This window comes from Rathayibacter sp. VKM Ac-2754 (assembly GCF_009807095.1).
Lineage (GTDB): Bacteria > Actinomycetota > Actinomycetes > Actinomycetales > Microbacteriaceae > Rathayibacter.
In genome coordinates, this window is the sequence record NZ_WUCC01000003.1 from 178356 (window position 1) to 204644 (window position 26289).

Sequence of the window (26289 nt, forward strand, 5' to 3'; positions counted from 1 at the left end):
CGATGCGCGGAGCATCATGGTGGCTATGAGCACTCAGCACCCGATCGCCGTCACCGGAGTGACGGGAGCCGTGGGCGGGCACGTCGCCCGCCTCCTCGCCGAGGAGGGACTCCCCCTCCGTCTGCTCGCCCGCGACCCGTCGCGAGCGCCGGCGCTCCCCGGCGCCGAGACCGTGCGCGCCTCCTTCACCGAGGTCGGCGACGCCCTCGACGGCGTGCGCCTGCTGCTGATGGTCTCGGCCGCGGAGCAGGAGGACCGCCTCTCGGAGCACCTCGCGCTGGTCGCGGCCGCCGCGGCCGCGGGCGTCGAGCACGTCGTCTACACCTCGTTCGTCGGCGCCTCGCCGACGGCGACCTTCACCCTCGCCCGCGATCACGCGGCGACCGAGGAGGCGATCCGCGCGTCGGGGATGGGCTGGACCTTCGTCCGCGACAACCTCTACCTCGACTTCATGTCGGAGATGCTCGGCGAGGACGGCGCGATCCGCGGTCCGGCCGGTACCGGTCGAGCGGCGATCGTCGCGCGCGCCGACGTGGCGCGGACCGCCGCGGCGATCCTCCGCGGTCCCTTCCCGCACCGAGGAGCCACCTACGAGCTCACCGGCCCCGAGGCGCTGACCTTCACCGAGATCGCGGCGACTCTGACCGCGGCCGGCCGCCCCGCCGTCTTCGTCGACGAGACCCTCGACGAGGCCTACGCGTCCCGCGCCCGCTGGAACGCGCCGCCCTGGCAGCTCGACGCCTGGGTCAGCACCTACACCTCCGTCGCCGCCGGCGCCCTCGAGCGCGTCACCGACGACGTCGAGCGCCTGACGGGCCGCGCCCCCCTGTCCCTCGCCCGTTTCCTCGCCGAGACCCACCCCTCATCCGACTGACCGGCCTCGTTGTCGCGCAGATTCCCCGCACAACCAAGGCTGAATCACCCGATACCTCGAAAATACGGAGATCAGGGGCATCCAGCCTTAGTTGTGAGGCGCAATAGGCCCTGACACCGCACTCCCGGGCCGCCGACGACACGAAGGAGCCCCGCCAACCGCTCCAAGGAGACGATCGCGGGGCTTCAGCAATCCGTGAGCGAGTCGCTACTCCCTCTCAACGAGACGGAGTCGGAGCAACGGTGGCTCCCCAGAATTGCTCGACTTTAATAAGCACAGTGGCGAGTGAGGGATTCGAACCCCCGAAGGCTACGCCGTCTGATTTACAGTCAGATCCCTTTGGCCGCTAGGGTAACTCGCCGTGGCGCACCCGGCCGCGAGGCAGGCTCTGACCGGAGGCGCTGGACAAGGATACCCACGGGGCCGGTGGATGGGAAATCGGGCGCGCCCGGTCACTCCGCGGAGGCCGCGTAGCGCGAGGCTGCCTCGGCGACCTTGCCGGCGTAGCTGCCCGCGGGGTTGTAGGCGGCGATCGCCGCGCGCCAGCCCGACTCGGTCGACAGGTCGCCGCCCGCTTCGCAGAGGTAGCGGGCCGCGGTGACGGCCTGCTGGTCGACGTTCTGCGGGTCCCAGCCCGAGGACGCCCACGCCATCCAGGTCGCCGGGATGATCTGCAGCGGCCCCATGGCGCGGTCGACCTCGGGGTCGCCGTCGAGCGCGCCGCCGTCGTTGTCCTCGACGAGGTCGAACTGCGTGCCGTCGAGGCGGGGGCCGTAGATCGGCTCGGAGGGCCGCCCGTCCTCGCCGAGCACGCCGCCGAAGATCGTGCCGTGCCGGCTCTCGACGTAGCCGATGCCCGCGAGAGTGGCCCAGTCGAGTCGGCAGCCGGGGTCGACGGAGGAGGTGAGGAGGGCCGCGCCCGCGTAGGCGGTGAGCGCGCGCTCGGGAATGCCGCTCCCCTCCGCCGCGCTCGAGAGCCAGTCGCCGCTGGTGAGCAGGCGCACCGGAGTCGCGGCCGTCTCCTCCGCGTCCTCGAGGAGCGCCGGATCGGCGGCCGCGGGCGCGCTCACCGTCGGAGGCACCGTGCCGACGCCGTCCCGGTAGTCGACGGCGGCGGGCGAGCAGCCGGCGAGCAGTGCGCCGACGAGCGGCACGACGAGGAAGAGTAGGAGGCGGCGCACCCTCCAGTGGTAGCAGGGGTGCCTGCGCACCGGCCGCGCAGTGCCCGAAAGCTAAGCTCGGAGGCATGGCAGATTCAACGTTCGACGTCGTCAGCAAGGTCGACAAGATGGAGGCGGACAACGCCCTGAACCAGGCCCACAAGGAGGTCGAGCAGCGCTACGACTTCAAGAATGTCGGCGCCTCGATCGCCTGGAGCGGCGAGAAGATCCTGATCAAGGCCAACACCGAGGAGCGCGCGAACGCCATCCTCGACGTGTTCCAGACGAAGCTCATCAAGCGCGGCATCAGCCTCAAGAGCCTCGACTCGGGCGAGCCCTTCCCCTCGGGCAAGGAGTACCGCATCGAGTCGACCCTCAAGGACGGCATCGACCAGGAGCACGCGAAGAAGATCAACAAGCTGATCCGCGACGAGGCGCCCAAGTCGGTCAAGTCGCAGATCCAGGGCGACGAGCTCCGCGTCTCGTCCAAGAGCCGCGACGACCTCCAGGCGACGATGGCGCTGCTGCGCGGGGCCGATCTCGACCTCGACCTCCAGTTCGTCAACTTCCGCTGAGGGATGTCGCACACAGGAGAGCTCATGACCGCCGGCATCGACGTGCCCGACCGCCGCGGACGCACCGGTCTCGATCGGGAGGGCTACGACCTCACCGGCAACCCGGACGTGGTCGTGAAGCAGGTGACCCTGCTCTCGAGCCACTGGTACGTCCTCCGCACCACCGAGTTCGAGTACCGGCACCGCGACGGGAGCTGGACCACCGAGCACCGCGAGACGTACGACCGCGGCAACGGCGCGGCCGTGCTGCTCTACGACCTCGACGCGCGCACCGTGGTCCTGGTGCGCCAGTTCCGCTACCCGACCTACGTCAACGGCAACCTCGACGGCATGCTCCTCGAGGTGCCCGCCGGCCTCCTCGACGAGGACGGTCCGGAGGAGGGCGCCCGCCGCGAGGCCCAGGAGGAGACGGGTCTCGAGATCGGTCGCCTCGAGCACGTCTTCGACTCGTACATGAGCCCGGGCTCGATCACCGAGAAGCTGCATTTCTTCGCCGGCCGCTACCGCGCCGGTTCGCGCGCAGGTGCCTATGCGGGCCTCGCCGACGAGGGCGAGGACACCGAGCTGGTCGAGCTCTCGTTCGACGAGGCCCTCGCGCAGATCGGCGTGCAGATCGTCGACGCCAAGACGATCATGCTGCTGCAGTGGGCGGCTCTGCGCGGTCCGTTCGCCCGCTGACACCGGTCCGAGGGAACCCCGATCCGTCGAGGGGTCCCGGAGCAGCGGGCGGTGTCGACGGTCCGGGGTTCCCTCGGGCTCAGCCGACGTACGCGCGCAGGGCCCGCGCGGTGAGGGTGTCGGCGTCCGCGACGAGTGAGGCGGGCGTCCCCTCGAAGACGATCGCGCCGCCCTCGTGGCCGGCGCCCGGGCCCACGTCGATGATCCAGTCGGCGTGGGCCATCAGCGCCTGGTGGTGCTCGATCACGATCACCGAGTTGCCGGAGTCGACCAGCCGGTCGAGCAGACCGAGCAGGTTGTCGACGTCGGCCAGGTGCAGCCCCGTCGTCGGCTCGTCGAGGATGTAGACCGAGCCCTTCGACGCCATGTTGATGGCGAGCTTGAGGCGCTGCCGCTCGCCGCCCGAGAGCGTGTTCAGCGGCTGCCCGAGCGTCAGGTAGCCGAGCCCGACGTCGACGAGCCGGGCGAGGATCGTGTGCGCCGGCCCGGAGCCGAAGAAGTCGGCCGCCTCGACGATCGGCATCGACAGCACCTCGTGGATGTTCTTCCCGTCGAGCCGGTACTCGAGCACCTCGGCCGTGAACCGCTTGCCCTCGCACTCCTCGCAGACCGACGAGACCGTCGCCGCGGGCCCGAGCTCGGTGAAGATCAGCCCGGCGCCCTTGCAGACCGGGCAGGCGCCGGCCGAATTGGCGCTGAAGAGGGCGGGCTTGACCTTGTTCGCCTTCGCGAAGGCCGAGCGGATGGCGTCGAGCACGCCCGTGTAGGTGGCGGGGTTGCTCCGCCGAGACCCGCGGATGGGCGACTGGTCGGCGACGATCACGCCCTCGCGCTTCGCCAGCGAGCCGTGGATGAGCGACGACTTGCCCGACCCCGCGACCCCCGTCACCACGGCCAGGACGCCGAGCGGCACATCGACGTCGACCCCGCGGAGGTTGTGGGTCGCGGCGCCGCGGATCTCGGCGACCCCGCGTGCCGTGCGCACCGCCTGCTTGAGCGGCACCCGGTGCTCGAGGTGCCGCCCGGTCAGCGTGTCCGACCCGCGGAGCTCCTCGACCGACCCCTCGAAGCGGATCTCGCCTCCGTGCGCCCCGGCCCGGGGGCCGAGGTCGACGACGTGATCGGCCATCCGGATGATCTCGGGCTTGTGCTCGACGACGAGCACCGTGTTGCCCTTGTCGCGCAGGCGCCGCAGCAGCTCGACGACGCGCGACACGTCGTGCGGGTGCAGCCCCGCCGTCGGCTCGTCGAAGACGTAGGTGATGTCGGTGAGGCTCGAGCCGAGGTGCCGCACCATCTTGACGCGCTGGGCCTCCCCTCCCGAGAGCGTGCCCGACTCGCGGTCGAGCGAGAGGTAGCCGAGCCCGACCTGCACGAGGGAGTCGAGGGTGCCGAGCAGCGTGTCGACGATCGGCGCGACCGACGGATCGTCGACCCCGCGGAGCCACTCGGCGAGGTCGGTCGCCTGCATCGACGAGCACTCCGCGATGTTCCGCCCGGCGATCAGGGAGGAGAGCGCCGCCCGCGTCAGCCGTGCTCCCCCGCACTCGGGGCAGTCGGCGAAGGTGGCCACCCGCTCGGCGAAGGCGCGGATGTGCGCCTGTGCCGCCTCCTTCGCCAGATAGAGCCGCGTCACCTTCACCACCAGCCCCTCGTAGGTGAGGTTCATGCCCGCGATCGCCATCTTGGTGGGCGGGTGGTGGAGGAAGTCCTCGAGCTGCTGCGGGGTGAAGTCGGCGATCGGCACGTCGGCGGGGTACAGGCCCGACTCGGCGAGGCTCTTCCAGTACCAGCCGCCGACGACGAAGTTGGGGATCGCGTCGAGCGCCCCGCCCTCGAGCGACTTCGTGCGGTCGAACAGCGCGTCGAGGTCGATGTCCGAGACGCGCCCCGTGCCCTCGCAGCGCGGGCACATCCCCTCGGGCAGGTTGAACGAGAAGGCGCCGCTGGTGCCGACGTGCGGGTCGCCGATCCGGCTGAAGAGGATGCGGAGCATCGTGTACGCGTCGGTCGCGGTGCCGACCGTCGATCGACCGTTGGCGCCCATCCGCTCCTGATCGACGACGATCGTCGCCGAGAGCCCGTCGAGCGACTCGACGTCGGGGCGCGCGGGCGACCCCATGAACTGCTGGAGGAACGCGGAGTACGTCTCGTTGATCAGCCGCTGCGACTCGGCCGCGATCGTGCCGAACACCAGCGACGACTTGCCGGAGCCGGAGACCCCCGTGAAGACGGTGATGCGCCGCTTGGGGATGTCGACGTCGACCCCGCGCAGATTGTTCTGCCGGGCGCCGCGCACCCGGATGACGTCGTGCGGGCCTGCGGTAGTGATCATGGCGTCCCCGTCCTCGTGGTTGCCCGAACGGTACAGGAGGCCGCCGACATCCGCGCGACGACGACGAAGGGCCCCCGGATCACTCCGGAGGGCCCTCGATCGAGTGGCGTCAGCTCGCGACGACCTCGGATCGCGAGATCGCGATCATGTCCTCGCGCGGCACGACCTTGACGCGCACCCGGCCCTCGGGCGCACCGAGCGCCATCTCGTGCTCGTCGAGGCGGTGCCAGCCGTCGAGATCGGTGTACGGGACCTCGCGCTCCTCGAGGAGGGCGACGACCGCCGACTCCTCGGGATGCGCCGGCGTCCACCACGAGGCCTGGTCGTTGAGCACGTGCCCGACGGTCTCCATCGCGTCGGACTTCGTGTGGCCGATGAGGCCGACCGGTCCGCGCTTGATCCAGCCGGTCGCGTAGACACCGTGGACCGGCTGGTCCTCGTCGTCCAGGACCATTCCCTCGCGGTTCGGGATCACTCCGCGGCGCTCGTCGAACGGCAGGCCGTCCAGCGGCGAGCCGAAGTAGCCGACGGCGCGATAGACCGCCTGCACCGGCACCTCGCGGATCTCGCCGGTGCCGCGGACGCCGCCCTCGCCGTCGGGCTCGGTGCGCTCGTAGCGGATCGCCGCGACGCGCCCCTCGCCGTCGTCGACGAACTCGAGCGGCTTGGCCCAGAAGTGCAGGTGCAGTCGGCGCGACGCGGTGCCGACCTCACGGGTGCGCCACTGGTTCAGCACCCGGTTGATCACCATTACTTGCTTGTTGGTCTCGATGGCCGCCTGCGAGGCGGGGTCCATCACGAAGTCCTCGTCGGCGACGATCATGTCGACGTCGCGCAGCTCGCCGAGCTCACGCAGCTCGAGCGGCGTGAACTTCACCTGGGCCGGCCCCCGGCGCCCGAACACGTGGACGTCGGTGACGGGCGAGGCCTTGAGACCCTCGTAGACGTTCGGCGGCACCTCGGTCGGGAGGAGGTCGTCGGCGTGCTTCGCGAGCATCCGCGACACGTCGAGCGCGACGTTGCCGTTGCCGATCACGGCGACGGAGGAGGCCTCGAGCGGCCAGGTGCGCGGGACGTCGGGGTGGCCGTCGAACCAGCTGACGAAGTCGGCGGCGCCGTACGAGCCCTCGAGCTCGACGCCGGGGATCTCGAGAGGCGCGTCGCGGATCGCTCCCGTCGAGAAGATCACCGCGTGGTAGTGCCGCTTGAGGTCCTCGAGCGTGATGTCGGTGCCGAAGTGCACGTTGCCGAAGATCCGGATGTCGCCGCGGTCGAGGACCTCGCGGAGCGCCGTGATGATGCCCTTGATGCGCGGATGATCGGGAGCGACTCCGTATCTCACGAGCCCGTAGGGCGCCGGGAGCTGCTCGAACAGATCGATCGAGACGTCGAACTTCTTCTCGGCCTTGATCATGAGGTCGGCGGCGTAGATGCCCGCGGGACCCGCGCCGACGATGGCCAGCCTGAGCTTGGTCATTGCGTTCCTCCTGCCGGGGCGCAGTGCTGCACCTCCGGTCTCATAACTGCGGCGCATGGTGCGTCGCGACGGTAAGGGTCAGCCGTTGCGGTCGACGACCGTGTCGGCGAAGCGCGTGAGCGCCTTGCGGACCGAGCCGTCGGGCAGCGGAGCGAGTGCGGCGACGGCGTCGTCGGCCCAGCGGTGGGCCTCGGCGAGCGTCTGGGCGGTGACGTCGTGGTCGCGCAGCTCGGCGATGGCGTCGGTGATGTCGGCGCTCTGCTCGTCGGTGTGCGCGATCTCGTCGTGCGAGCGGCTCACGTAGCTCTCGATCCGAGCGAGCAGCGCGGCGGCCGATCGGTCGGAGGAGGCGCGCTCGCGCAGTCGCAGGATCGGCAGGGTCGACACTCCGGCGCGGATGTCGGTGCCGGGGTTCTTGCCCGTCTCCTCCGGCTGGGGCGAGAGGTCGATGACGTCGTCGACGATCTGGAACGCGACGCCGATCTTCTCGCCGAAGACGCGCACTGCCTCCTCGAACGGCGCGGGCGCCTCCGAGAACACGACACCGGTGCGGGCGGCGGCGGCGATGAGCGAGCCGGTCTTGTCGGCGAGGACGCCGAGGTAGTGCTCGACCGGGTCCTCGCCCGCGCTCGGGCCGACCGTCTCGTGCAGCTGGCCGAGGACCAGGCGCTCGAAGGTGTCGGTCTGGAGCCGGATGGCCCGCTCGCCCAGCTCGGTCATCAGCTGGTTCGCCCGGGCGAACAGCAGGTCACCGGTGAGGATCGCGACGTTGTTGCCCCAGACGGTCTGCGCCGACGGCACTCCGCGCCGCTTCTCGGCCTCGTCCATCACGTCGTCGTGGTAGAGGGAGCCGAGGTGGGTGATCTCGATCGCCTGCGCGGCGCTGAGCACCTCGGGGGTGTTGCCGCGGCCGAGCTGCGCGGTGAGCAGGGTCAGCATCGGGCGCACCCGCTTGCCGCCGGCCTCGAGGAGGTAGCGCGTCGAGACGTCGGCGACGGCGTCGGCGAACGAGAGCTGGTGGAGCATCCCGGCCTCGACCCGCTCGAGCCCGTCGTCGATCGTGCGGGCGAGCGCGCGATCGGAGGCGGAGGAGAAGATGCGCTCGGAGAGCCCGAGCTGCGCCGTCAGGGACGGGCTGCGGCGGGCGACGGGCGCACTGGCGTTCACAGGGAAACCCTAACGTCTCGCCCCGACGGGGCTCCGGCGCTCATCGGCCGGCGGTGATCGGCTTGACGCCGCGGTGCAGCGCGACGATGCCCGCAGTGAGGTCGCGGTACGCGACTCGCTCGAAGCCCGCCTCGCGGAGCCAGGAGGCGACGACCTTCTGCCCGGGCCAGGCCCGGATCGACTCGCCGAGGTAGTCATACGCCGGGTCGTTCGAGGAGGCGAGGCGCACGACGGCGGGCATCACCTTGGAGAGGTAGAGGTCGTAGGCCGCGGCGAGAGGCTTCGCCTGCGGAGTCGAGAACTCGCAGATCACGACGCGCCCGCCCGGCTTCACCACGCGGAAGAACTCGGCGATCGCCGTCGTGGGCTCGGCGACGTTGCGCAGGCCGAACGAGATGGTGACGGCGTCGAAGGAGTCGTCCTCGAAGGGGAGGTCCATCGCGTCGGCGTGGACGAACTCGATGCGCTCGTCGTCGGCGTGACGGCGGCGGCCGACCGAGATCATCCCGCGCGAGAAGTCCGCGGCGACGACGCTCGCTCCGGAGCGCGCGAGCGAGGCGCTCGAGGTGCCGGTGCCCGCCGCGACGTCGAGGATCCGCTCGCCCGGAGCCGGGTTCACGGCCCGGGTGGTGGCGATGCGCCAGAGGTGGTCGTTGCCGACGGAGAGCACGGTGTTCGTCAGGTCGTAAGCGGGCGCCACCGTGTCGAACATGGCTGCGACCTCGTCGGGTCGCTTGGTGAGGTCTGCCTTAGTCACGATGATCGAGTCTAGGGCGGGGAGCGGCGGGACGGCTGTGCATCCGCCCCGGTCGCACGCCTGTGCAGCGATGGGAGAGGTGCCGGGACCGTCCTGCTCCGCCTAGCCCGACGGCCCCGGACCGGATCAGGCTATGCGGGCGCCTCGGGCGGAGGCGTCCCGGGCGTGGGACGACCCGTCTTCTGGCGCGGCGTACTCTGAGAACGTGACGCTCATCGGCACCGGGGCTCCTCCTCTCCACGTGGACACGACGCCGCTCGACTCCCCCGTCGACCTCGTCCCGCACGCCGATCCGCGGCGCCCGCTGCTCTGGCAGCGGAACGGCTCCGGTCTCACCGGCCTCGGCGAGGCCCTCCGGCTCGAGTTCTCCGGGCCCGACCGGGTGCGCGACGCGGCCGCGTCCTGGCGCGCACTGTCCTCCTCCGCCGTGGTCTCCGACCCGCTCGGACTGCCTGGGACCGGGCTGGTCGCGTTCGGCGCCTTCACGTTCTCGAGCCGGTCGGCCGAGCGCAGCGTCCTGATCGTGCCGCGCACCGTCATCGGCACCCGCGACGGACGCTCGTGGGTCACGACCGTCTCGACGTCCGGAGGCGGTGCACGCCCGGACGTCCCCCCGGCGGCGGCTCTCGACGACGACTACCGCGTCGACCTCGAGCCCGGAGCGATGACTCCCGACGCCTACCGCGCCGCCGTCGCCTCGGCGGTCGCCGCCATCCGCTCCGGGTCGCTCGAGAAGGTGGTCCTCGCGCGCGATCTGGTGGGCCGGCTCCCCCGCGACGGGGACCTGCGGCGGATCCTGGGCGACTTCGCCGAGCGCTACTCCGACTGCTGGACCTTCGCGGTCGACGGATTCCTCGGCGCGAGCCCCGAGACGCTCGTCGGAGTCGACCGCGGTGCGATCACCGCGCGCGTGCTCGCCGGGACGAGCGCGCGCGGAGCGGACGCCGCGGAGGACGCTCGGATCGTGCAGGCCCTCCTCGACAGCGCGAAGGACCGCTCCGAGCACGCCTTCGCCATCGCCAGCCTGGTCAGGGAGCTCCGCCCGCACACCCGTTCACTGACGATCAGCGACGAGCCGTTCGCGCTGCAGCTGCCCAACGTCTGGCATCTCGCGACGGACGTCCGCGGCACGCTCGACGACGCCTCCACCGCCCTCGACCTCGTCGACGCGCTGCACCCGACGGCCGCCGTCGCCGGCACCCCGACCGACCGGGCGCTCGCGCTGCTCGAGGAGCTGGAGCCCTTCGACCGCGGCCGCTACGCCGGGCCGGTGGGCTGGATCGACGGCAACGGCGACGGCGAGTGGGCCGTGGGCCTGCGCAGCACCGCGATCTCGGCCGACGGCGCCGTGACCGCGTGGGCGGGCGCCGGCATCGTCGCCGACAGCGACCCCGCCTCCGAGCTCGCCGAGACCCGGATGAAATTCCGCCCGGTCATCGACGCCCTCGGCGGCGCAGCCCGCCCGTAGGCGGGCCAGCGTCAGCAGATCAGGCTTCAGCCCGACCTTCTGACGGACGGAGATCTCGATACGCCCGCTGCGCGGGCTACTCGATCAGCGAGGGCAGGGCGACACGGAGGAGGTCGCTTCTCCCAGGCATGCTGGTCGAGCCCGCAGCCCCGCAGGGGCGTATCGAGACCCACCAGCTTCAGAGGATCAGTCCTCGAACCTTGTTCGCACGGGCACAGGACGCAGTGCTTCAGCGCCCCAGCGGGATCTCGACGATGCCGGGCCCGTCGCCGGGCGATGTGAGTGCCTGCTCGAGCTCGCCGCGCGTCGTGGCGCGGCGGTAGCTCCAGCCGTAGGCGCGCGCGAGTGCCTCCAGGTCGACCGACTGCGGGGTGAACTGAACGCGGTCGAAGGCGTCGGGCGCCGAGCTCGACGCGACCTCGAGGCCGTCGAAGATCGTGCCTCCTCCGTCGTTGACGACGACCAGCTGCACCCGGGGCCGGCGCTCGCCCGGCGCGAGCATCAGGCCGCCCGCCTCGTGGAGCAGGGTCAGATCGCCCAGGATCACGCGGGTGACGCCTCCCCGGCCGCGCTCGGTCGACTGCGACGACGTCGCGATGCCGACCGCCGTCGAGACGGTGCCGTCGATCCCCGCGAGACCGCGGTTGGCGTGCACCGTCACCTTCTTGCCGGGCAGCGTGCCGTCGGCCACGCGGATCAGACGGGACGCACCGAACAGGAGGCGGTCGTGCGGCCAGGTGACCCGCCACACCGCCGACACGACGAACTCGCGGGTCAGGGGCGCGCGCACGGCGGTCAGCGCGTTGCGGGCGTAGCCGCGGCGGTCCTCGACCGACATCGTGCCGCCGTCGGGCACCTCGTCGATCGCGTCGGGGTCGGCCGCCTCGAGCAGCGCCCGGCTCGCGAACACCCAGGATCCGGCCCAGGCGCGCTCCGCCCGCTCGGGGCGCGGCGACTCGGGCGCGCGCGCGACCTCGACCCCGCCGACACGACGCGCGCGGCGGCCGGGGTTGTAGAACTCGCGGCGACCGTGGTCGACGACGAGCACCTCGACGTCGTCGCGGCGCAGCAGCTCGGGGACCTCCCGGGAGAGCGTCGGGTGCCCGAGCACGATCGCGCGCCCGATCCTCCCGCCGTACTCGGGATCGGCGAGCAGTCGACGCCAGGCGACGACGAGCTGGGGTCCGAAGCGGGCTCCGGAGGAGACCTCGGCGAGCAGGGGCCAGTCTCCGGCCCGGGCGATCGCCTCGGCCTCGGCTCCGGCCTTGTCTCCGGCGATGACCACGGTGAGCGGCTCGTCGGGACCGGCGCAGACCGTCGTCGACGCGGGCTCCACCGCGGGGAGCTCGAGAGTGCGGGCCTCGGGATCGGCGAAGTCGGGGAGTCGCGAGGAGAGCGGATCGCGGAACGCGAGGTTCAGGTGCACCGGCCCGCCGGGACGCAGCGCCGCGGTCACCGCGCGGTCGGCGAGCTCGGCGGCGACTGCCGGATCGCTCGCGGTGTCGGGAGCGGGGACGTCCTCGAAGTGGCGCACCGCTCGCCCGAAGAGGTCGCGCTGATCGGTCGTCTGGTTGGAGCGGATCCCGCGGAGCTCGTCCGGCCGGTCGGCGGTCAGCACGATCAGCGGGACGTCCGAGGCATCGGCCTCGAGGACCGCGGGGTGGAGGTTCGCCGTCGCCGTGCCGGAGGTGGTCAGGACGACGGCGGGGCGGCCGGACTCCAGGGCGAGGCCGAGAGCGAGGAAGCCAGCGGAGCGCTCGTCGACGCGCACGTGCAGGCGGACGCTCCCCCGCGTCTCGAGCTCCGCGGCCACGAGGGCCAGCGCCTGCGAGCGGGACCCGGGTGCGACGACGAGATCGGTGACGCCGAGCGCGACGAAGCGGGTGAGGAGGTCGACCGCGAAGCGAGTGGAAGGGGCGACCGGATCTCGGTCAGGCATCCCGGCGACCGGAGCCGTCGGTCTCTCCCGGCTCGTCGAGGTCGGCGAGGTCGCGCTCGAGCTGGGCGATGCGCTCGGCCTGCTCGCGCTCCTTCTCGGGGTCGCGCTCGCGGTGGATAGTGCCGAGGAAGTCGGGGTCGTCGTCGGGTGCCGTGAAGCGGCGGGTCTCGGCGCGCTGCTTGCGCGGGCGGCCGATCCAGAACCACAGCCCGGCCCCGATGAGGGGGAGGACGAGGACCACGATCAGCCACGACCACTTCGGGATGGCGCGCACCGCACGGCGATTGCTCAGAGCGACGTCGATCACGGTGTAGACCGTGAAGACGGCGAGGGCCACGAGCAGGCCGATGACGAGGCGGATCATGGATTCAGTGTACGTCCGGCGCACTCTCGAAGACGGGGCGCACGGTCGCTGGACAGGGAGCTCCCGGGGTGCATACGGGACCGTGTGCAGGGGTCGACATACACTGATGCGGTGAAACTGAGCCGTGCCGTCATCGTCTACTCGCTCCTGCGCCTGGCGATGTTCGCCGCTGTGTTCGTGCTGGTGTACCTGCCGGGCCGCACGTTCCTCGACTCCGACCTCACGGCGGCCGTCACCGCCGGCATCGTCGCGGCCGTCGCGAGCATGTCGCTCTCGTACATCGTGCTGCGCAAGCCCCGCGAGCGCATCGCGGAGGCGATCTACGAGCGCCGCAAGGACGTCCCGCGCAAGGCCACCGACGACGACATCGAGGACGCCGCGATCGACGCGGCCCGCGACGAGCGCTGACCGCCGGCCTGCCGACTGCACGTCTCAACGGGTTCGGCCGATCGCGCTGCTCGCCTCCCCCCGCTGATCGAGTAGCCCGCGGAGCGCGACGTATCGAGATCCACCAGCGTCGGAAGGACAAGATAGAAGCCCCATCTGCTGACGCTGGCGGGTCTCGATACGCCCCTGCGGGGCTACTCGACCAGCATGGGGTGGCGACGGGCGCCGGCCCGGTCGCGCATGCGTCAGAAGGCCAGCGCCGCGCCCAGGATCGCGGCGTAGGCGAGGCCGCCGAGGCTCGTCAGCTGCAGGGCGAGGATCAGCTCCTTCGCCGTGCGCGCCGTCAGCGTGATGAGGATCGCCGGCAGGATCGCGAGCAGGACGAAGAGCGTCAGCCACGCCAGCGGGTAGAACAGCGCCAGGACGACCGCGATCGCGAACGGCACCAGCACGAAGGCGCTGTAGATCGCCCGCGAGACGGTGGGGCCGGTCAGGACGGCGAGCGTCCGCTTGCCCGACAGGCGGTCGGTCGGGATGTCGCGGATGTTGTTGACCATCAGCACCGCGCAGGCGAACAGGCCGGCCGCGACCGCGCCGAGCCACGACTCCTGATTGGTGCGGCCGATCTGCACGAACGTGGTGCCGACCGTGGCGACGAGCCCGAAGAAGACGAAGACGAAGACCTCGCCGAGGCCCAGGTAGCCGTAGGGCCGGCGACCGCCCGTGTAGAACCACCCGGCGGCGATGGCGGCGGCGCCGACGATGAGGAGCCACCAGTAGCCCGAGAGGATCGTCAGGGCCAGACCCGCCAGACCCGCCAGACCGAAGAAGACGAGGGCGACGGTCAGCACCGTCTTGGGCTTCGCCGCGCCCGAGCCGGTGAGCCGCGAGGGGCCGACCCGGTTCTTGTCGGTGCCCCGGACGCCGTCGGAGTAGTCGTTGGCGTAGTTGACGCCGATCTGCAGAGCGAGCGCGACCGCCAGGCAGAGCAGGGCGCGCACCCAGTGCCAGCCCTCGTCCGTCACCTGCGTCGCCCCGGTGCCGATGAGCACGGGTGCGATGGCCAGCGGGAGGGTCCGCAGCCGGGCTCCGCCGATCCACTCGCGCGGGCCGGCGGGCTTCACCTCGACCTTGCGGGGGCTGCCTCCGGGGCGGCCGCTGCGCGGCTTCTTCTTGCGACTCGTACTCGACACGGAGGGAATCCTACCGAGTGCCCTCCCCGCCGCCTGGGGCCGGGGCGTGCACGGGCTGAGCGGTCTCAGGAACGCCCCGACTCCTCCGCGGTGCGCTCGAGCGCTCGGCGGTCGGGCTTGCCGGAGGCGAGCAGGGGGATCTCGGGCACGGCGAGGACGGCCGCGGGTGCCGCCGCCCGCCCGAGGCGCGCGACGACCGCGGCGCGCAGGTCGGCCGGCTCGGGAGGCGTCCCCGCCGTGATCACGACGGGCACCTCTCCCCAGCGCCCGTCCGACCGGCGGACGACGACGGCGTCGTCGACTCCCCACTCCCGCAGCACCGCCTCGACGGCGTCGAGCGAGACCTTCTCGCCGCCCGAGACGATGACGCGGTCGAGGCGCCCGGTCACGTTCAGCCGCCCGTCGTTGATCGCTCCAGAGTCGCCCGTGCGGTACCAGCGCTGTCCGTCGCGTGTGACGAAGGCGGCGGCGGTGCGCTCCTGGTCGATCGCGCCGCTCTCGTCGAGGTAGCCCTCGGCGAGGGTCGGTCCGCCGAGGAGCACCTGGCCGTCCTCGACGCGGGACTGCACGCCGCGCAGCGGGACACCGTCGTAGACGCAGCCGCCGGCGGTCTCGCTCGAGCCGTAGGTCAGCCGGATGCGCGCGCCGAGCGCCGCGGCCCGGTCGCGCAGCGCCTGCGGCGTCGACTGCCCGCCGATCAGCAGGGCGTCGAACGAGCGGAGGGTGCCGGCGTCCACCGGGTCGCGCTCGGCACGCTCGAGCAGCCGCGCGAGCTGCACCGGGACGAGCGACGTGTAGCGGCGCTCCCCCGCCGGCATGGTGCGGGCGGCGTCGAAGAACGCGGCGGCGTCGAAGCCGCCCTGTCTCAGCACCACCGGGTCGGCGTCGGCGGTCAGCGAGCGCACCAGCACCTGCACCCCGGCGACGTAGTGCGTCGGGAGGCACAGCAGCCAGCGACCGGGACCGCCCAGCTCGGCGAGCGTCGCCGACGCGCTCGTGAGCAGCGCCGAGGTGGCGAGCGCCACCCGCTTGGGCGGCCCGGAGGATCCCGAGGTCTCGACGACGACCGCGACCCGCTGCGGGACGGTGCCGCTCGCGACAGGAGGCGCACCGGGGGCGGCGATGCGCACGGCGGGGCCGCTGCCGTCGAGGGCGGCGCGGAGGGCGATCAGGACCGCCTCGGGAGCGGGATCGACCTCGACCAGCGCGCGGGTCACCTCCGCATCCCGCCGCTCAGAACTGCCACGGGAACGGCGACCAGTCGGGGTCGCGCTTCTCGAGGAAGGAGTCGCGTCCCTCGACGGCCTCGTCGGTGCCGTAGGCGAGACGGGTGGTCTCGCCGGCGAAGAGCTGCTGGCCGACCAGTCCGTCGTCGACCGCGTTGAAAGCGTACTTGAGCATGCGGATCGCCGTGGGCGACTTGGTCAGGATCGTCTCGGCCCACTCGATCGCGGTCGGCTCGAGCTCGGCGTGCGGGACGACGGCGTTGACGGCGCCCATCTCGTAGGCGCGCTGCGCCGAGTACTCGCGGGCGAGGAAGAACACCTCGCGGGCGGCCTTCTGCCCGATCTGACGGGCGAAGTACGCCGATCCGTAGCCCGCGTCGAACGAGCCGACGTCGGCGTCGGTCTGCTTGAAGCGCCCGTGCTCGGCCGAGGCGATCGTGAGGTCGCAGACCACGTGCAGCGAGTGACCGCCGCCGGCGGCCCAGCCGGGGACCGCCGCGATGACGACCTTGGGCATGAAGCGGATGAGGCGCTGCACCTCGAGGATGTGCAGGCGGCCGTTGCGCGCCGCGTCGATCCCCTCGGCGGTCTCGCCGTCGGAGTAGCGGTAGCCGTCGCGGCCCCGGATGCGCTGGTCGCCTCCCGAGCAGAACGCCCAGCCGCCGTCGCGGGGGCTGGGGCCGTTGCCGGTGAGTATCACGACGCCGATCCGCGGGTTGATCCGGGCGTCCTCGAGGGCGCGGAACAGCTCGTCGACGGTGCGCGGCCGGAACGCGTTGCGCACCTCCGGCCGGTCGAACGCGACCCGGGCGATGCGGCCGGAGCGATCGTGGTGGTAGGTGATGTCCTCGAGACCGTCGAAGCCGTCGACCGGCGCCCAGCGGCGCTCGTCGAACAGCTCGGAAACCTGCGTGCTCATGCCGTCGACCCTACTGTCGGGGGCGGGGAGGACCCTGCGCCCGGGACCCCGGGCACACGAAGAGGGACCCCGCTCGCGCGAGGTCCCTCTTGGCGCACTCGCCTACTTGGCGGTGGAGGTGCGGCGGTTCTCGGCCGATACCATCCAGGCGTACTGCTCCAGGCTCTGGATGATCGCGTGGAGCAGATCCGCGCTGGTCGGGTCCTCCTCGTCGACCTGGTCGTGGACCTCGCGCATGGTGGCGGCGGTGTTCTCGAGGCGGATGGTCACGAGGTCGACCGTCTCGGCGGTGTCGATCTCGCCGTGCGGGTACTCGGGCAGCGTCGTGGTCGCCGCGACGGTGTCGCTGCGTCCGTCCGGGATGCCGTGCAGCGCGCGCATGCGCTCGGCGATGTCGTCGCTGAACTCACGGGCGGCCTCGATGATCTCGTCGAGCTGGAGGTGGAGGTCGCGGAAGTTCTTGCCGACGACGTTCCAGTGGGCCTGCTTGCCCTGGACGTGCAGCTCGATGAGGTCGACGAGGACGATCTGGAGGCTGTCGAGCAGCTCCTTGGAGGCCTTGAAGCCCTTCTCGGCGTTCTGGCGGCGGCTGGTCTTGGCGCCGGAGCCGGCGGGGGCTTCGGTGTGGCGTTCGAGGGTGGTGGTCATGGACCGATCCTTTCTCTTGCAGAGCCGGAGTGCGGATCTCCGACTCCGAGTGTGGCTGATGCTGCTGGGCGACTCCCGGACGCGAGTGGTGCGGGAGCTGGACGGCGGCCGGGCGCGTCGCGGCGACCGGCGTGCTCAGGCGATGGTTCCGGTCTACGCTCCCCCGCGGCCTGGTTCAAGCGGGTTGCGCGCCGACGGCGGCGGGTCTAGCGGCGGGAGCGCTCGCTCAGCTTGTCGGGCGCGAGCTCCTCGATCGTGATCGCCGCGTTGACCAGGGCGAGGTGGCTGAGCCCCTGCGGCAGGTTCCCCCAGAAGGCGAGATCGTCGACCGCGACCATCTCGGACATGATCCCCACGTCGTTCGGGATCGTCGCCACCAGCTCGTCCATCAGCGCGATCGCCTCGTCGTGCCGCCCCACGCACGCCAGAGCGGACGCGAGCCAGAACGAGCAGGCGACGAACGGGTGCTCCTCGCCCTCCATCCCGGAGTAGCGGAACATCAGGGATCCCCGGCCGAGCTCGGCGACCAGGGCGTCGATCGTCGAGATCATCCGCTCACCGCGCTCGTATCCGCTCGTGGTGTGCAGCAGGACGGAGGCGTCGAGCTCCTCGGTGCCCGGGTACATCACGTACGAGCCGAGGGCGTCCGACCAGCAGTTCTCCTCGATCCAGTCGCGGATGCGATCGCGCTCGAAGCGCCAGCGGTCGGCGCTTCCCGGCACCTGGCCCAGCTCGGCGAGGTGCACGGCGGCGTCGAGCGCCTGCCAGCAGCCCATCTTCGACGAGGTGTAGTGCTGCTCCTCCTCGAGCTCCCACATGCCGGCGTCGCGGTTGCGCCAGAGGTCGCAGGTGGTGTCGGCGACGCGGGAGAGCAGCCGACCGGTCTGGATGTCGAGGACGTTGCCCTCGTCGACGTAGATGCGGCAGATGTCGAAGAGGTCGCCGAACACGCCGAGCTGCAGCTGGTCCTGGGCGCCGTTCCCCGAGACGACGGGGCCGATGCCCGCCCATCCCGGGACGTCGTACTCGGTGAGCCCGGTCGGCAGCGAGCCGTCGAGCCCGTAGAAGATGTGCAGGTCGGGTCCGTGCTCCTTGATCGTGCGCAGGAGCCACGAGAGCGCGGCGTGCGTCTCCTCCCGCAGCCCGAAGCGGACCAGGGCGTGCGCCGTGTACGCGGCGTCCCGCACCCAGGCGAAGCGGTAGTCCCAGTTCTTGCCGCCGTTGGGCGACTCCGGGAGCGACGTGGTCGCAGCGGCCGCGATCGCCCCGGTGGGCGAGTAGATCAGCAGCTTGAGCGCGAGCGCACTGCGCTGGACGGCTTCGGCCCAGGGGCCGTCGTAGGAGAACTCCTCCGACCAGTCCTGCCAGCTGCGGACGGTGCGGTCGATGCCGCGGTCGACGTTCGTCGCGTCCGGGAAGTGCAGGGGCTCGTCGTGGGTGGCCGAGACGACGAGAACGTGGCGGCTCGGGTCCTTCTCGGACGTCACGACGAACGATCCGGTGAGCTCGTCGCCGGCGCCGGAGGGCGCGTCGTCCCTGTCCGGCCCGTGGCCGTCCCCGGTCACCCCGATCGTGATGTCGCCGACGCGGATCAGCGAGCGGCCGTCGGCGTTCTGGATCCACGGCGACATCGTGCCCAGGCCGGTCCCCGGGCGCACGGCCCAGCGCATCCGCACCTCGCCGTCGACGCCGTCGACCCGCCGCGCGAGCTCGGCCCACGGGAGGCGCCCGGCGATGCCGGTCACGAGGGCGTCGGTCACCCGCACGGTGCCCGACTCCGTGCTGAAGGTGGTCTGCAGGACGTTCGTGTCCTTGAGGTACTCGCGCGTCACCTCGGCCGGCTCGACCGGTGCGAGCTCGATGCAGCCGCCCGAGCGACCGTCGATGAGGGCGGCGAACGCGGGGACCGAGCCGAGGTCGGGGACGGGCATCCAGTCGACGCTGCCGTCCCGGGCGATCAGCGCGACGGTCCTGCCGTCGCCGATCGCCGCGTAGTCGCGCAGGGGTCTCGTCGCTCTGTGCTCCGCCATACCCCCACGCTAGGCGCCTCGGGCGGTGCGCCACGCGGGCTTGCGGCGTCCAGAGGATGCCGGTACCGACGGATCAGGCCGCTGCGACTCCGCCGAACTCGGCCATGCGCTCGGTGAACTCGGCGCGGTCGGCCTCCTCGAGGAGGCTGTTCGCGTAGCCCGCGAGGAAGGCCCCGCTGTCGGACGGAGTGACGCCCACGTCGTCGAGCATCGTCGCGACCTCGCCGGTCGGGTCGGAGTCGAGGTCGACGAGGCCGAGCTCGATCGAGGGGACCGCCTGGGTGCTCGAGTAGGCCGTCACGATCCAGAGCGAGGCGGAGGCGTCCTCGTCCGAGAGGTCGCCGTCGAGGTCGTAGCCGACCTGCGACCACTCCGCCGGGGTGTCGGCGATGTCGACGGAGTCGAAGCCGAGCGGCGCGAGCGCGGCGGTGAAGAGGTCGACGACGGCCTGCTTGTCGGCGGCGGTGCCGAGCTCGGCGTCGGCGTAGTCGGTGGCCGAGATGTAGTCGTACAGCAGCGACGGCCCGCCGTACGCGTTGTCGGAGCGCTCGTAGTACTCGTCGTCGGCCGAGACCCAGCCGCCGATCACGGCGGCCTCGACGGCGGACACGGCGGCGGTGGACGCGGCGATCGCCGCCTCCGCCGAGGGCTGATCGAGCACGAGCGCCGCGTCGCCGTCCTGGTAGCCCGGGTAGTCGTAGAACGGATCGCTCGCGTCGCCGCCGGCGTCGGGGTCGTCCGTCGAGCCGAACGGGTCGTCGGAGTAGCCGGGGATGCCGGTCGGCACGGCGTCGCCCGCCACGTCGACCGCGGCACCCACGGTCCACGCGAGCAGACCGCCGAGGACGGCGGTGTAGACCAGCCCGACGGCGGCGCTCGAGGCGAGGGCGATCCACCCTCCGGTGCCGAGCGGGCGGCGCCCGGGAATCGGCGCGGCCTGCGGCGCGGGCGGCAGGCTCATCGGGATCTGACTCATCGCGTTCCTCCGGGCTCGAGCGGCAGCGCCGCCAGTCTCGCACGGGGTGCAGGCGGGTCCGAGCGGGGGCGGGCCCGGTTCTCGACGCCGTCGCTCCGGAGGAGAATGGCCGCATGGACGATGACGTGCCCGGATCCCCCCTCCCCTCCCTCGCCGAGGTCGACGCGGGCCTGCGCGTCGTGTCGCTGCCGCTGCGGACGCGCTTCCGCGGGGTCGACCACCGCGAGATCGCGCTGGTGCGCGGGCCGGAGGGCTGGACGGAGTTCTCTCCGTTCCTCGAGTACGGCCCCGAGGAGTCGGCCGCCTGGCTCCGCGCGGCGCTCGACTACGGCTGGAGCGAGCAGCCCGCCGCGCTCCGCGACCGGATCCCCGTCAATGCGACGGTGCCCGCGGTCGATCCCGCCGACGTCGCCGCGATCCTCGCGAGCTACCACGGCTGCCGGACCGCCAAGGTCAAGGTCGCCGAGCGCGGCCAGGCCCTCGCCGACGACGTCGCTCGCGTCGAGGAGGTCCGCCGCGTAATCGGGCCGGAGGGACGCATCCGCATCGACGCGAACGGGGCGTGGAACGTCGACGAGGCCGAGCACGCCGTGCACGCGATGGCGGGAGTGGACCTCGAGTACCTCGAGCAGCCCTGCGCGAGCGTCGACGAGCTGGCCGAGCTGCGCTACCGGGTGAAGTACATGGGCATCCCGATCGCGGCCGACGAGAGCGTGCGCAAGGCCGTCGATCCGCTCGCCGTCGCGCGTGCGGGCGCCGCCGATCTGCTGGTGGTCAAGGCGCAGCCGCTCGGAGGCGTGCGCCGCGCCCTCGCGATCACCGCCGAAGCCGGCCTGCCCGCCGTGGTCTCGAGCGCCCTCGACAGCTCGGTCGGGCTCGCGATGGGTGCGGCGCTCGCGGCCGCTCTGCCCGAGCTGCCCTACGACTGCGGGCTGGGGACGGCCGCCCTCCTCGCCGCCGACGTCACCGCGGCTCCGCTGCGCCCGGTCGACGGGTCGATCGCGGTCGAGCGCGTCGACGTGTCCGAGGAGCTGCTCGAGCGCCTCGCGGTGTCGCCCGAGCGCCTCGCCTGGTGGCGGGCGCGGCTGCGCGACTCCTTCGCTCTGCTCTGAGCATCGGGGGGAGGGGAACCGGCGCGGTTCGGAGGACCGAAGCGTGGTGAACCGAGTGGTGCAGTGGGGCCAGAATGGAGCTGCCCGGTCGCCGACGCCCGCCGCTCCCTCCTTCCCCCTCTGATCGGAGACCCGTGCCCGCCGTTCCCGTCTTCCTCGATTGCGACACCGGCATCGACGACTCGCTCGCCCTCGCCTACCTGCTGCGCTCGCCGCTCGCCGATCTCGTGGGCATCAGCACCGTGAGCGGCAACACCGACGCCCGCCAGGCCGCGGTGAACACCCTCGGCCTGCTCGCGCTCGCCGGTCGCACCGACATCCCCGTCGCCGTCGGCGCGCACGACTTCCTCGAAGAGGCCTACGCCGGCGGCGCGCCGTACGTGCACGGCGACAACGGCATCGGAGGCGTCACCCTGCCCGCCGGCGCCGAGCCGGTCGACGAGGACCCGGCCGACCTGCTCCTCCGCCTCGCCCGCGAGCACGCCGGCGAGCTGCGCCTGGTGGCGATCGGGCCGCTCACGAACATCGCCCACGCGCTGCGCAAGCACGCCGAGCTGCCCTCGCTGCTGCACTCGGTCACCGTCATGGGCGGTGCGGCACTCGTCCCCGGCAACGTCAGCACGGTGGCGGAGGCGAACATCTGGCACGACCCCGCCGCGGCCGCCGAGGTGGTCGCCGCCGACTGGGATCTCACCCTCGTCCCGCTCGACGTGACGATGCGGCACCTGATGACGGAGGAGCACCGCGCGGTGCTGCTCGGCTCGGCCGACCCGCTCGCCGAGACGATCGGCCGCGCGCTCGACTTCTACTTCGACTTCTACGTCGGCCACTTCGGCGTCCGCAGCGCCGCGCTGCACGACCCGATGGCCGCCGCGATCGCGCTCGATGCCGTGGATGTCGCCTCCGCCCCGCGCGTGCCCGTCGAAGTCGACGCGACGTTCGGACCCGGCCGCGGCCAGACCCTGCCCGACCTGCGCGGCATCTACCGCGACGTGCACCCCGAGGGCTCGCGGACCCGCTTCGTCCTCGCCCTCGACGCCCCCTTCGCCCCGCACCTGATCGACGTCATCACGGGCGGCGCCTGACGCCTCCGGCTCGGGCGGGCCGGCGCCCCGGTCGAGCCCGCGGCCCCGCCGGCGGTCGCGTCACCCATGCTGGTCGAGTAGCCCCGCAGGGGCGTATCGAGACCCACCAGCGTCAAGAGATAAAGCCGTCGATCCGGCCCTCTGACGCTGGTGGATCTCGACACGCCGCATTCTGCGGCTACTCGATCAGCGAGGAGGGGACAGCCGTAAGCGAGGAGGAGTGCCTCGCATCGACGGGTCCCGGCGGGGCCGATCGCAAGGCGGAGGAGGGGCTCGTAGCGGAGCTACGTGCCCCGACGACAACGCCGCGAGCGGCCCCGCCAGGGCCCGCCGATCACATGCCGGTGTCGAGGCCGGAGTAGGCGTGGAGCCCCTTGAAGAACACGTTGACGACGCCGAAGTTGAACATGACGGCGGCGAAGCCGATGATCGCGAGCCAGGCCGAGGGGGTGCCGCGCCACCCGCGGGTCGCGCGGGCGTGGATGTAGCCGGCGTAGATGGTCCAGATGATGAAGGTCCAGACCTCCTTGGTGTCCCAGCCCCAGTAGCGGCCCCAGGCCTTCTCGGCCCAGACGGCGCCCGCGATGAGGGTGAAGGTCCAGAGGATGAAGCCGATGATCGTGACGCGGTACGCGAGGTTCTCGAGGGTCAGCGCGCTGGGCAGGGTGCGCAGGAACTTCAGGACGGAGCGGGGCGACTCGCCCTCCGACTCCCTCCGCGACTGGAGGAGCTGGGTGACCGAGAGCGCGAAGCCGAGGGCGAAGAACGCCGTGCCGAGGATCGCGACGAGCACGTGGATCACGAGCCAGTACGACTGCAGTGCCGGCGGCAGCGGGACGACGGCGACGTAGTAGTTGACCGTCGCGACTCCGAGCAGCACCAGGACGAGCCCGGTGATGAAGGCGCCGAGGAAGCGGAGATCCCAGCGCAGCTGCACGGCGAGGAACACGCCGATGATGATCAGGGTCCCGGTGATCGAGAACTCGTACATGTTGGCCCACGGCACGCGCCCGGCCGCCACGCCGCGGAGCACGGTCGCCCCGAGGTGCAGCACGAAGGCGAGCAGCGTGAGCGAGAAGCCGATGCGCATCGCCTTCGAGCGCGCCGGGGCGTTGTAGACCTCGTCCTCGACGCGGCTGCCGAGGCGCGAGAGGGTCGCCGTCGGGCGGCCCGAGCCGCCGGCCTCCGTCGCCCTGCCGCTCGCCGCGCGGTCGGCGGCGGCCGCCGAGGCGACGCGCTCCGCCTCCTGCACGACCTCGATCGACTCGCCGTCGGCGATCGAGGAGCGGCGGGCGAGGTCGACCGCGAAGAAGATGAACGCCAGCGCGTAGATGCCCATCGCGGAGTAGAGGCACAGCACGGAGTACTGAGAGAGGGTCTCGATCACCTCCTCAGGGTAATCGCTGCGGGCCGCCACCGCCCCTGCGCGAACGCACAGGTAAGGATGCCCTTCCTCCTCCGGGCGACGAGAGGCGCGTCAGGACCCGTCGAGTGGCGCGTGCCGGTCGGCCACCTCGCGCACCGCGCGGACCAGCTGCGGGTCCTCGCCGCGCGCCAGGCCCGCGTACTCGAGGGTCAGTCCACCGTCGGCACCGGTCGTCGCCTTGACCCACACCCGGCGGCGCGGGACGAACAGCGAGGTGAGCAGTCCGGCGAGCACCAGGATCGCGAACAGCAGCACCCAGCTCTGCGTGGCGTCGTGGTGGATGTCGAACGAGGCGAACCGCTTGACGCTGTCGGTCCCGACGATCGACGGGTCGGCTCCGACGTTCTCGAAGGTGACCGTGCCGAGGTCGTCCGGCAGATCGGCCGTCTGCCCCGGCTTGAGCGTGATCGAGGCCACCCCCGTCTGCCCGCCGGTGAGGCGCGTCAGCGAGTCGGTGTTGAGCACGTAGACGGAGGTGGGCACGCCGGCGTCGAGGCCGAGGTCGCCCGCGAAGACGTTCAGAGACAGCACGGGGTACTGCAGGTCGGGGAAGATCGAGGTCGAGGCGCCCGACGCGAGCTCGTCCTGGGTGGGGTAGAAGAACCCGGTCATGCCGATCTGCTCGGCGAGGCCGTCGGGGACCTTCACGACTCCGACCGAGGTCAGGTTGGCGTCCTGCGGGAGGAAGGGCACGGCGTCGGTGAAGATCGCCGTCCCCGAGGGGTCCCGCACCGTGATCGTCGGCGCGTAGCCGTTGCCGAGCAGGTAGACGTTGGTGCCGCCGATCGAGAGCGGCTCGTTGACCTTGATCGTGCGGTCCTCCGTGCCGCCACCGCGCTCGGTCGTGGTCACGTTCGCCGTGAAGTCGACGGGCTGCCCCAGCGCCTGCTGGTTCTGCTCCTCGTACTGCACGTCGAGGCTGTCGAGCGTCAGCTGGTACGGATCGAGCTGGCTGCTGTCGAAGAACCGGCCCGGGTTGAACGAGTCGTAGGCCGCGAGGTTGTTGGCGAAGCCCTGGCCGCCCTCGACGAGCACGCGCTGCCCGCTGTAGCCGAAACCGCCGCCGACTCCGACGGCCACGAGGATCCCGACCAGCGCCGAGTGGAACACCAGGTTGCCGGTCTCGCGGAGGTAGCCGCGCTCGGCCGAGACGCTCGTCCAGCGCCCGCGCGGGTCGGCGTAGCGCTCGACGCGGTAGCCCGCGCGGCGCAGCACGGCGTGAGCCGAGTCGATCGCCTCGGCCTCGCTCGCCCCGTCGACCTCGCGCACGGTGTACCCGGCGAGGCGCTGCAGGCGCGCGGGGGTGCGCGGCGGCCGCGAGCGCATCGCCTCGAAGTGGTGCTTCGTGCGCGGGATGATGCAGCCGATCAGCGAGATGAACAGCAGCAGGTAGATGCTCGAGAACCAGGCCGAGGTGTAGGTGTCGAACGCCTGCACCTTGTCGAGCAGCGGGGCCAGATCGGGGTTGTCGACGAAGTACTGGGTGACGCCGTTGGGGTCGGAGGAGCGCTGCGGCACCAGGGAGCCCGGGACCGCCGCGATCGCGAGCAGCAGCAGGAGGAACAGCGCCGTGCGCATGCTCGTGAGCTGGCGCCACATCCAGCGCAGCCAGCCGACGAGGCCGAGCTTGGGCTGCGTGACGGTGTCGGCGTCGGAGTCGAAGTGGTCGGCCGGGCGGAACGTCGCGTCGGCGCGCTTCTGCGCCTCGTCGCCGTCGACCGGCGCGCCGGACTCGGGCCTCGAGCCGGACTCAGATCGCGGGCTGGAAGCCATTGATCACCCCTGCGAGGGATCCGTAGACGAGGGTGTTCCAGATCCCGGTCACCATGAGGACTCCGATCAGGACGAGGGCGACACCGCCCGCGATGTTGATGGCGCGGATGTGGCGCTTCACGACGGCGAGGGCGGTGGTGACCCAGCTGAAGCCGAAGGCCACGAGCAGGAAGGGCAGACCGAGTCCGAGGCAGTACATCAGCGCGAGGAGCGCGCCCCGCCACGGCGACCCCGCTCCGAGCCCCAGCGCCAGGATCGAGCTGAGGGTCGGGCCGAGGCACGGGGTCCAGCCGATCCCGAAGACGATGCCCAGCAGCGGTGCGCCGATCAGGCCGGTCGCGGGCCGGATGCTCGGGCGGAGCGTCCGCTGCAGGAACGAGAACTGCCCGATGAAGACGAGGCCCATCGCGATGACGACCACGCCGAGCACGCGGGTGATGACGTCGCTGTAGCGCTGCATCCAGAAGCCGATCGACCCCGCCGCCGCCCCGTAGAGCACGAAGACCAGCGAGAAGCCGAGCACGAAGAGCAGCACGCCGAGCACGACGCGGCGTCGCCCCCGAGCGGCCCGCTCGTCGGCATCGGTGAACCCGCCGACGTAGGCGAGGTAGCCGGGGACGAGCGGAAGCACGCAGGGCGACGCGAACGACACCAGGCCGGCGAGGAGCGCGATCGGCACCGCGAGGAGCAGCTGTCCGCTGATGACGATGTCGCCCACGC

Annotated in this window: 23 protein-coding genes and 1 tRNA gene; 7 read left to right on the top strand and 17 right to left on the bottom strand. The window is 71.9% G+C overall.

Annotated elements, in window-relative coordinates; genetic code table 11:
* Positions 1–25: 25 nt before the first annotated feature.
* Positions 26–874 (top strand): NAD(P)H-binding protein, encoded by an 849-nt coding sequence (locus GRS92_RS06370; protein WP_159854402.1) that lies wholly within the window; start codon positions 26–28, stop codon positions 872–874.
* A 279-nt stretch (positions 875–1153) separates the two neighbouring features.
* Here the strand turns inward: GRS92_RS06370 and GRS92_RS06375 are convergent.
* Both GRS92_RS06375 and GRS92_RS06380 read right to left on the bottom strand, forming a co-directional pair.
* A tRNA-Tyr gene (locus GRS92_RS06375) sits at positions 1154–1235 on the bottom strand.
* Between the two features lie 91 nt (positions 1236–1326).
* The gene (locus tag GRS92_RS06380) at positions 1327–2055 is read right to left on the bottom strand and encodes a hypothetical protein (RefSeq protein WP_235021843.1); all 729 of its coding nucleotides are present in this window, start codon (positions 2053–2055) and stop codon (positions 1327–1329) included.
* 65 nt (positions 2056–2120) lie between these two features.
* Between GRS92_RS06380 and GRS92_RS06385 the strand changes: the two genes are divergently transcribed.
* Both GRS92_RS06385 and GRS92_RS06390 read left to right on the top strand, forming a co-directional pair.
* Positions 2121–2609 (top strand): YajQ family cyclic di-GMP-binding protein, encoded by a 489-nt coding sequence (locus GRS92_RS06385; protein ID WP_159854406.1) that lies wholly within the window; start codon positions 2121–2123, stop codon positions 2607–2609.
* Positions 2610–2633: 24 nt separating this feature from the next.
* Positions 2634–3287: an NUDIX domain-containing protein gene (locus tag GRS92_RS06390; protein WP_159854408.1), complete on the top strand. Its 654-nt coding sequence runs from the start codon at positions 2634–2636 to the stop codon at positions 3285–3287.
* Between the two features lie 79 nt (positions 3288–3366).
* Here the strand turns inward: GRS92_RS06390 and GRS92_RS06395 are convergent, their stop codons facing one another.
* The 4 genes from GRS92_RS06395 to ubiE all read right to left on the bottom strand — a co-directional run bounded on the left by GRS92_RS06395 (position 3367) and on the right by ubiE (position 9023).
* The gene (locus GRS92_RS06395; RefSeq protein ID WP_159854410.1) at positions 3367–5622 is read right to left on the bottom strand and encodes an ATP-binding cassette domain-containing protein; all 2256 of its coding nucleotides are present in this window, start codon (positions 5620–5622) and stop codon (positions 3367–3369) included.
* 109 nt (positions 5623–5731) lie between these two features.
* Positions 5732–7099 (bottom strand): FAD-dependent oxidoreductase, encoded by a 1368-nt coding sequence (locus GRS92_RS06400; protein WP_159854412.1) that lies wholly within the window; start codon positions 7097–7099, stop codon positions 5732–5734.
* 78 nt (positions 7100–7177) lie between these two features.
* Complete coding sequence (locus GRS92_RS06405; protein WP_159854414.1) at positions 7178–8266, bottom strand: polyprenyl synthetase family protein; 1089 nt, start codon at positions 8264–8266, stop codon at positions 7178–7180.
* Positions 8267–8306: 40 nt separating this feature from the next.
* Positions 8307–9023: a bifunctional demethylmenaquinone methyltransferase/2-methoxy-6-polyprenyl-1,4-benzoquinol methylase UbiE gene (ubiE, locus tag GRS92_RS06410; protein ID WP_204162360.1), complete on the bottom strand. Its 717-nt coding sequence runs from the start codon at positions 9021–9023 to the stop codon at positions 8307–8309.
* A 205-nt stretch (positions 9024–9228) separates the two neighbouring features.
* On the opposite strand from ubiE, the gene GRS92_RS06415 reads away from it, so the two are divergent.
* The gene (locus GRS92_RS06415) at positions 9229–10491 is read left to right on the top strand and encodes an isochorismate synthase (RefSeq protein WP_235021844.1); all 1263 of its coding nucleotides are present in this window, start codon (positions 9229–9231) and stop codon (positions 10489–10491) included.
* 229 nt (positions 10492–10720) lie between these two features.
* On the opposite strand, the gene menD is transcribed toward GRS92_RS06415, so the two are convergent.
* Both menD and GRS92_RS06425 read right to left on the bottom strand, forming a co-directional pair.
* Entirely contained in the window at positions 10721–12430 is a 1710-nt protein-coding gene (gene menD / locus GRS92_RS06420; protein WP_159854418.1) for a 2-succinyl-5-enolpyruvyl-6-hydroxy-3-cyclohexene-1-carboxylic-acid synthase, read from the bottom strand.
* Entirely contained in the window at positions 12423–12794 is a 372-nt protein-coding gene (locus GRS92_RS06425; RefSeq protein ID WP_159854420.1) for a PLD nuclease N-terminal domain-containing protein, read from the bottom strand. The genes menD and GRS92_RS06425 overlap by 8 nt, the downstream gene beginning before the upstream one ends.
* A 111-nt stretch (positions 12795–12905) precedes the next feature.
* Here GRS92_RS06425 and GRS92_RS06430 point away from each other — a divergent pair, with 111 nt between their 5' ends.
* Complete coding sequence (locus GRS92_RS06430; protein ID WP_159854422.1) at positions 12906–13202, top strand: DUF4229 domain-containing protein; 297 nt, start codon at positions 12906–12908, stop codon at positions 13200–13202.
* 224 nt (positions 13203–13426) lie between these two features.
* Here GRS92_RS06430 and GRS92_RS06435 read toward each other — a convergent pair whose 3' ends face one another.
* The 6 genes from GRS92_RS06435 to GRS92_RS06460 all read right to left on the bottom strand — a co-directional run bounded on the left by GRS92_RS06435 (position 13427) and on the right by GRS92_RS06460 (position 20173).
* Positions 13427–14374 carry a 1,4-dihydroxy-2-naphthoate polyprenyltransferase gene (locus GRS92_RS06435; RefSeq protein WP_159854424.1) on the bottom strand — a complete coding sequence of 316 codons (948 nt, stop codon included), beginning with the start codon at positions 14372–14374 and terminating at the stop codon, positions 13427–13429.
* A 65-nt stretch (positions 14375–14439) separates the two neighbouring features.
* On the bottom strand, positions 14440–15591 hold the full coding sequence (locus tag GRS92_RS06440) for an AMP-binding protein (RefSeq protein ID WP_235021845.1): 1152 nt from the start codon (positions 15589–15591) through the stop codon (positions 14440–14442).
* A 16-nt stretch (positions 15592–15607) separates the two neighbouring features.
* The gene (locus tag GRS92_RS06445) at positions 15608–16519 is read right to left on the bottom strand and encodes a 1,4-dihydroxy-2-naphthoyl-CoA synthase (protein ID WP_159854426.1); all 912 of its coding nucleotides are present in this window, start codon (positions 16517–16519) and stop codon (positions 15608–15610) included.
* 102 nt (positions 16520–16621) lie between these two features.
* Complete coding sequence (locus tag GRS92_RS06450) at positions 16622–17167, bottom strand: Dps family protein (RefSeq protein WP_085476900.1); 546 nt, start codon at positions 17165–17167, stop codon at positions 16622–16624.
* A 206-nt stretch (positions 17168–17373) separates the two neighbouring features.
* Positions 17374–19197, bottom strand: a complete 1824-nt coding sequence (locus GRS92_RS06455) for a glycoside hydrolase family 15 protein (protein ID WP_159854428.1) — start codon at positions 19195–19197, stop codon at positions 17374–17376.
* A gap of 73 nt (positions 19198–19270) precedes the next feature.
* Positions 19271–20173: a hypothetical protein gene (locus GRS92_RS06460; RefSeq protein ID WP_159854430.1), complete on the bottom strand. Its 903-nt coding sequence runs from the start codon at positions 20171–20173 to the stop codon at positions 19271–19273.
* A 113-nt stretch (positions 20174–20286) separates the two neighbouring features.
* Here GRS92_RS06460 and GRS92_RS06465 point away from each other — a divergent pair, with 113 nt between their 5' ends.
* Positions 20287–21285: an o-succinylbenzoate synthase gene (locus GRS92_RS06465; RefSeq protein ID WP_159854432.1), complete on the top strand. Its 999-nt coding sequence runs from the start codon at positions 20287–20289 to the stop codon at positions 21283–21285.
* A gap of 134 nt (positions 21286–21419) precedes the next feature.
* Positions 21420–22370 (top strand): nucleoside hydrolase, encoded by a 951-nt coding sequence (locus GRS92_RS06470; RefSeq protein ID WP_235021846.1) that lies wholly within the window; start codon positions 21420–21422, stop codon positions 22368–22370.
* A gap of 334 nt (positions 22371–22704) precedes the next feature.
* On the opposite strand, the gene ccsB is transcribed toward GRS92_RS06470, so the two are convergent.
* The 3 genes from ccsB to GRS92_RS06485 all read right to left on the bottom strand — a co-directional run bounded on the left by ccsB (position 22705) and on the right by GRS92_RS06485 (position 26287).
* Complete coding sequence (gene ccsB, locus GRS92_RS06475) at positions 22705–23757, bottom strand: c-type cytochrome biogenesis protein CcsB (protein WP_442966223.1); 1053 nt, start codon at positions 23755–23757, stop codon at positions 22705–22707.
* A gap of 90 nt (positions 23758–23847) precedes the next feature.
* Positions 23848–25569 carry a cytochrome c biogenesis protein ResB gene (gene resB, locus GRS92_RS06480; RefSeq protein ID WP_159854436.1) on the bottom strand — a complete coding sequence of 574 codons (1722 nt, stop codon included), beginning with the start codon at positions 25567–25569 and terminating at the stop codon, positions 23848–23850.
* Positions 25547–26287 (bottom strand): cytochrome c biogenesis CcdA family protein, encoded by a 741-nt coding sequence (locus GRS92_RS06485; RefSeq protein WP_159854438.1) that lies wholly within the window; start codon positions 26285–26287, stop codon positions 25547–25549. Before GRS92_RS06485 ends, resB begins: the two co-directional genes overlap by 23 nt.
* Between the last annotated feature and the right edge of the window lie 2 nt (positions 26288–26289).

Excerpts from the sequence above, each read along its gene's own strand:
- GRS92_RS06370 (WP_159854402.1), top strand. The coding sequence starts at position 26 with ATGAGCACTCAGCACCCGATCGCCGTCACCGGAGTGACGGGAGCCGTG.
- GRS92_RS06385 (WP_159854406.1), top strand. The coding sequence starts at position 2,121 with ATGGCAGATTCAACGTTCGACGTCGTCAGCAAGGTCGACAAGATGGAG.
- GRS92_RS06390 (WP_159854408.1), top strand. The coding sequence starts at position 2,634 with ATGACCGCCGGCATCGACGTGCCCGACCGCCGCGGACGCACCGGTCTC.
- GRS92_RS06395 (WP_159854410.1), bottom strand. The coding sequence starts at position 5,622 with ATGATCACTACCGCAGGCCCGCACGACGTCATCCGGGTGCGCGGCGCC.
- GRS92_RS06400 (WP_159854412.1), bottom strand. The coding sequence starts at position 7,099 with ATGACCAAGCTCAGGCTGGCCATCGTCGGCGCGGGTCCCGCGGGCATC.
- menD (WP_159854418.1), bottom strand. The coding sequence starts at position 12,430 with ATGCCTGACCGAGATCCGGTCGCCCCTTCCACTCGCTTCGCGGTCGAC.
- GRS92_RS06425 (WP_159854420.1), bottom strand. The coding sequence starts at position 12,794 with ATGATCCGCCTCGTCATCGGCCTGCTCGTGGCCCTCGCCGTCTTCACG.
- GRS92_RS06445 (WP_159854426.1), bottom strand. The coding sequence starts at position 16,519 with ATGAGCACGCAGGTTTCCGAGCTGTTCGACGAGCGCCGCTGGGCGCCG.
- GRS92_RS06450 (WP_085476900.1), bottom strand. The coding sequence starts at position 17,167 with ATGACCACCACCCTCGAACGCCACACCGAAGCCCCCGCCGGCTCCGGC.
- GRS92_RS06455 (WP_159854428.1), bottom strand. The coding sequence starts at position 19,197 with ATGGCGGAGCACAGAGCGACGAGACCCCTGCGCGACTACGCGGCGATC.
- GRS92_RS06460 (WP_159854430.1), bottom strand. The coding sequence starts at position 20,173 with ATGAGTCAGATCCCGATGAGCCTGCCGCCCGCGCCGCAGGCCGCGCCG.
- GRS92_RS06465 (WP_159854432.1), top strand. The coding sequence starts at position 20,287 with ATGGACGATGACGTGCCCGGATCCCCCCTCCCCTCCCTCGCCGAGGTC.
- resB (WP_159854436.1), bottom strand. The coding sequence starts at position 25,569 with ATGGCTTCCAGCCCGCGATCTGAGTCCGGCTCGAGGCCCGAGTCCGGC.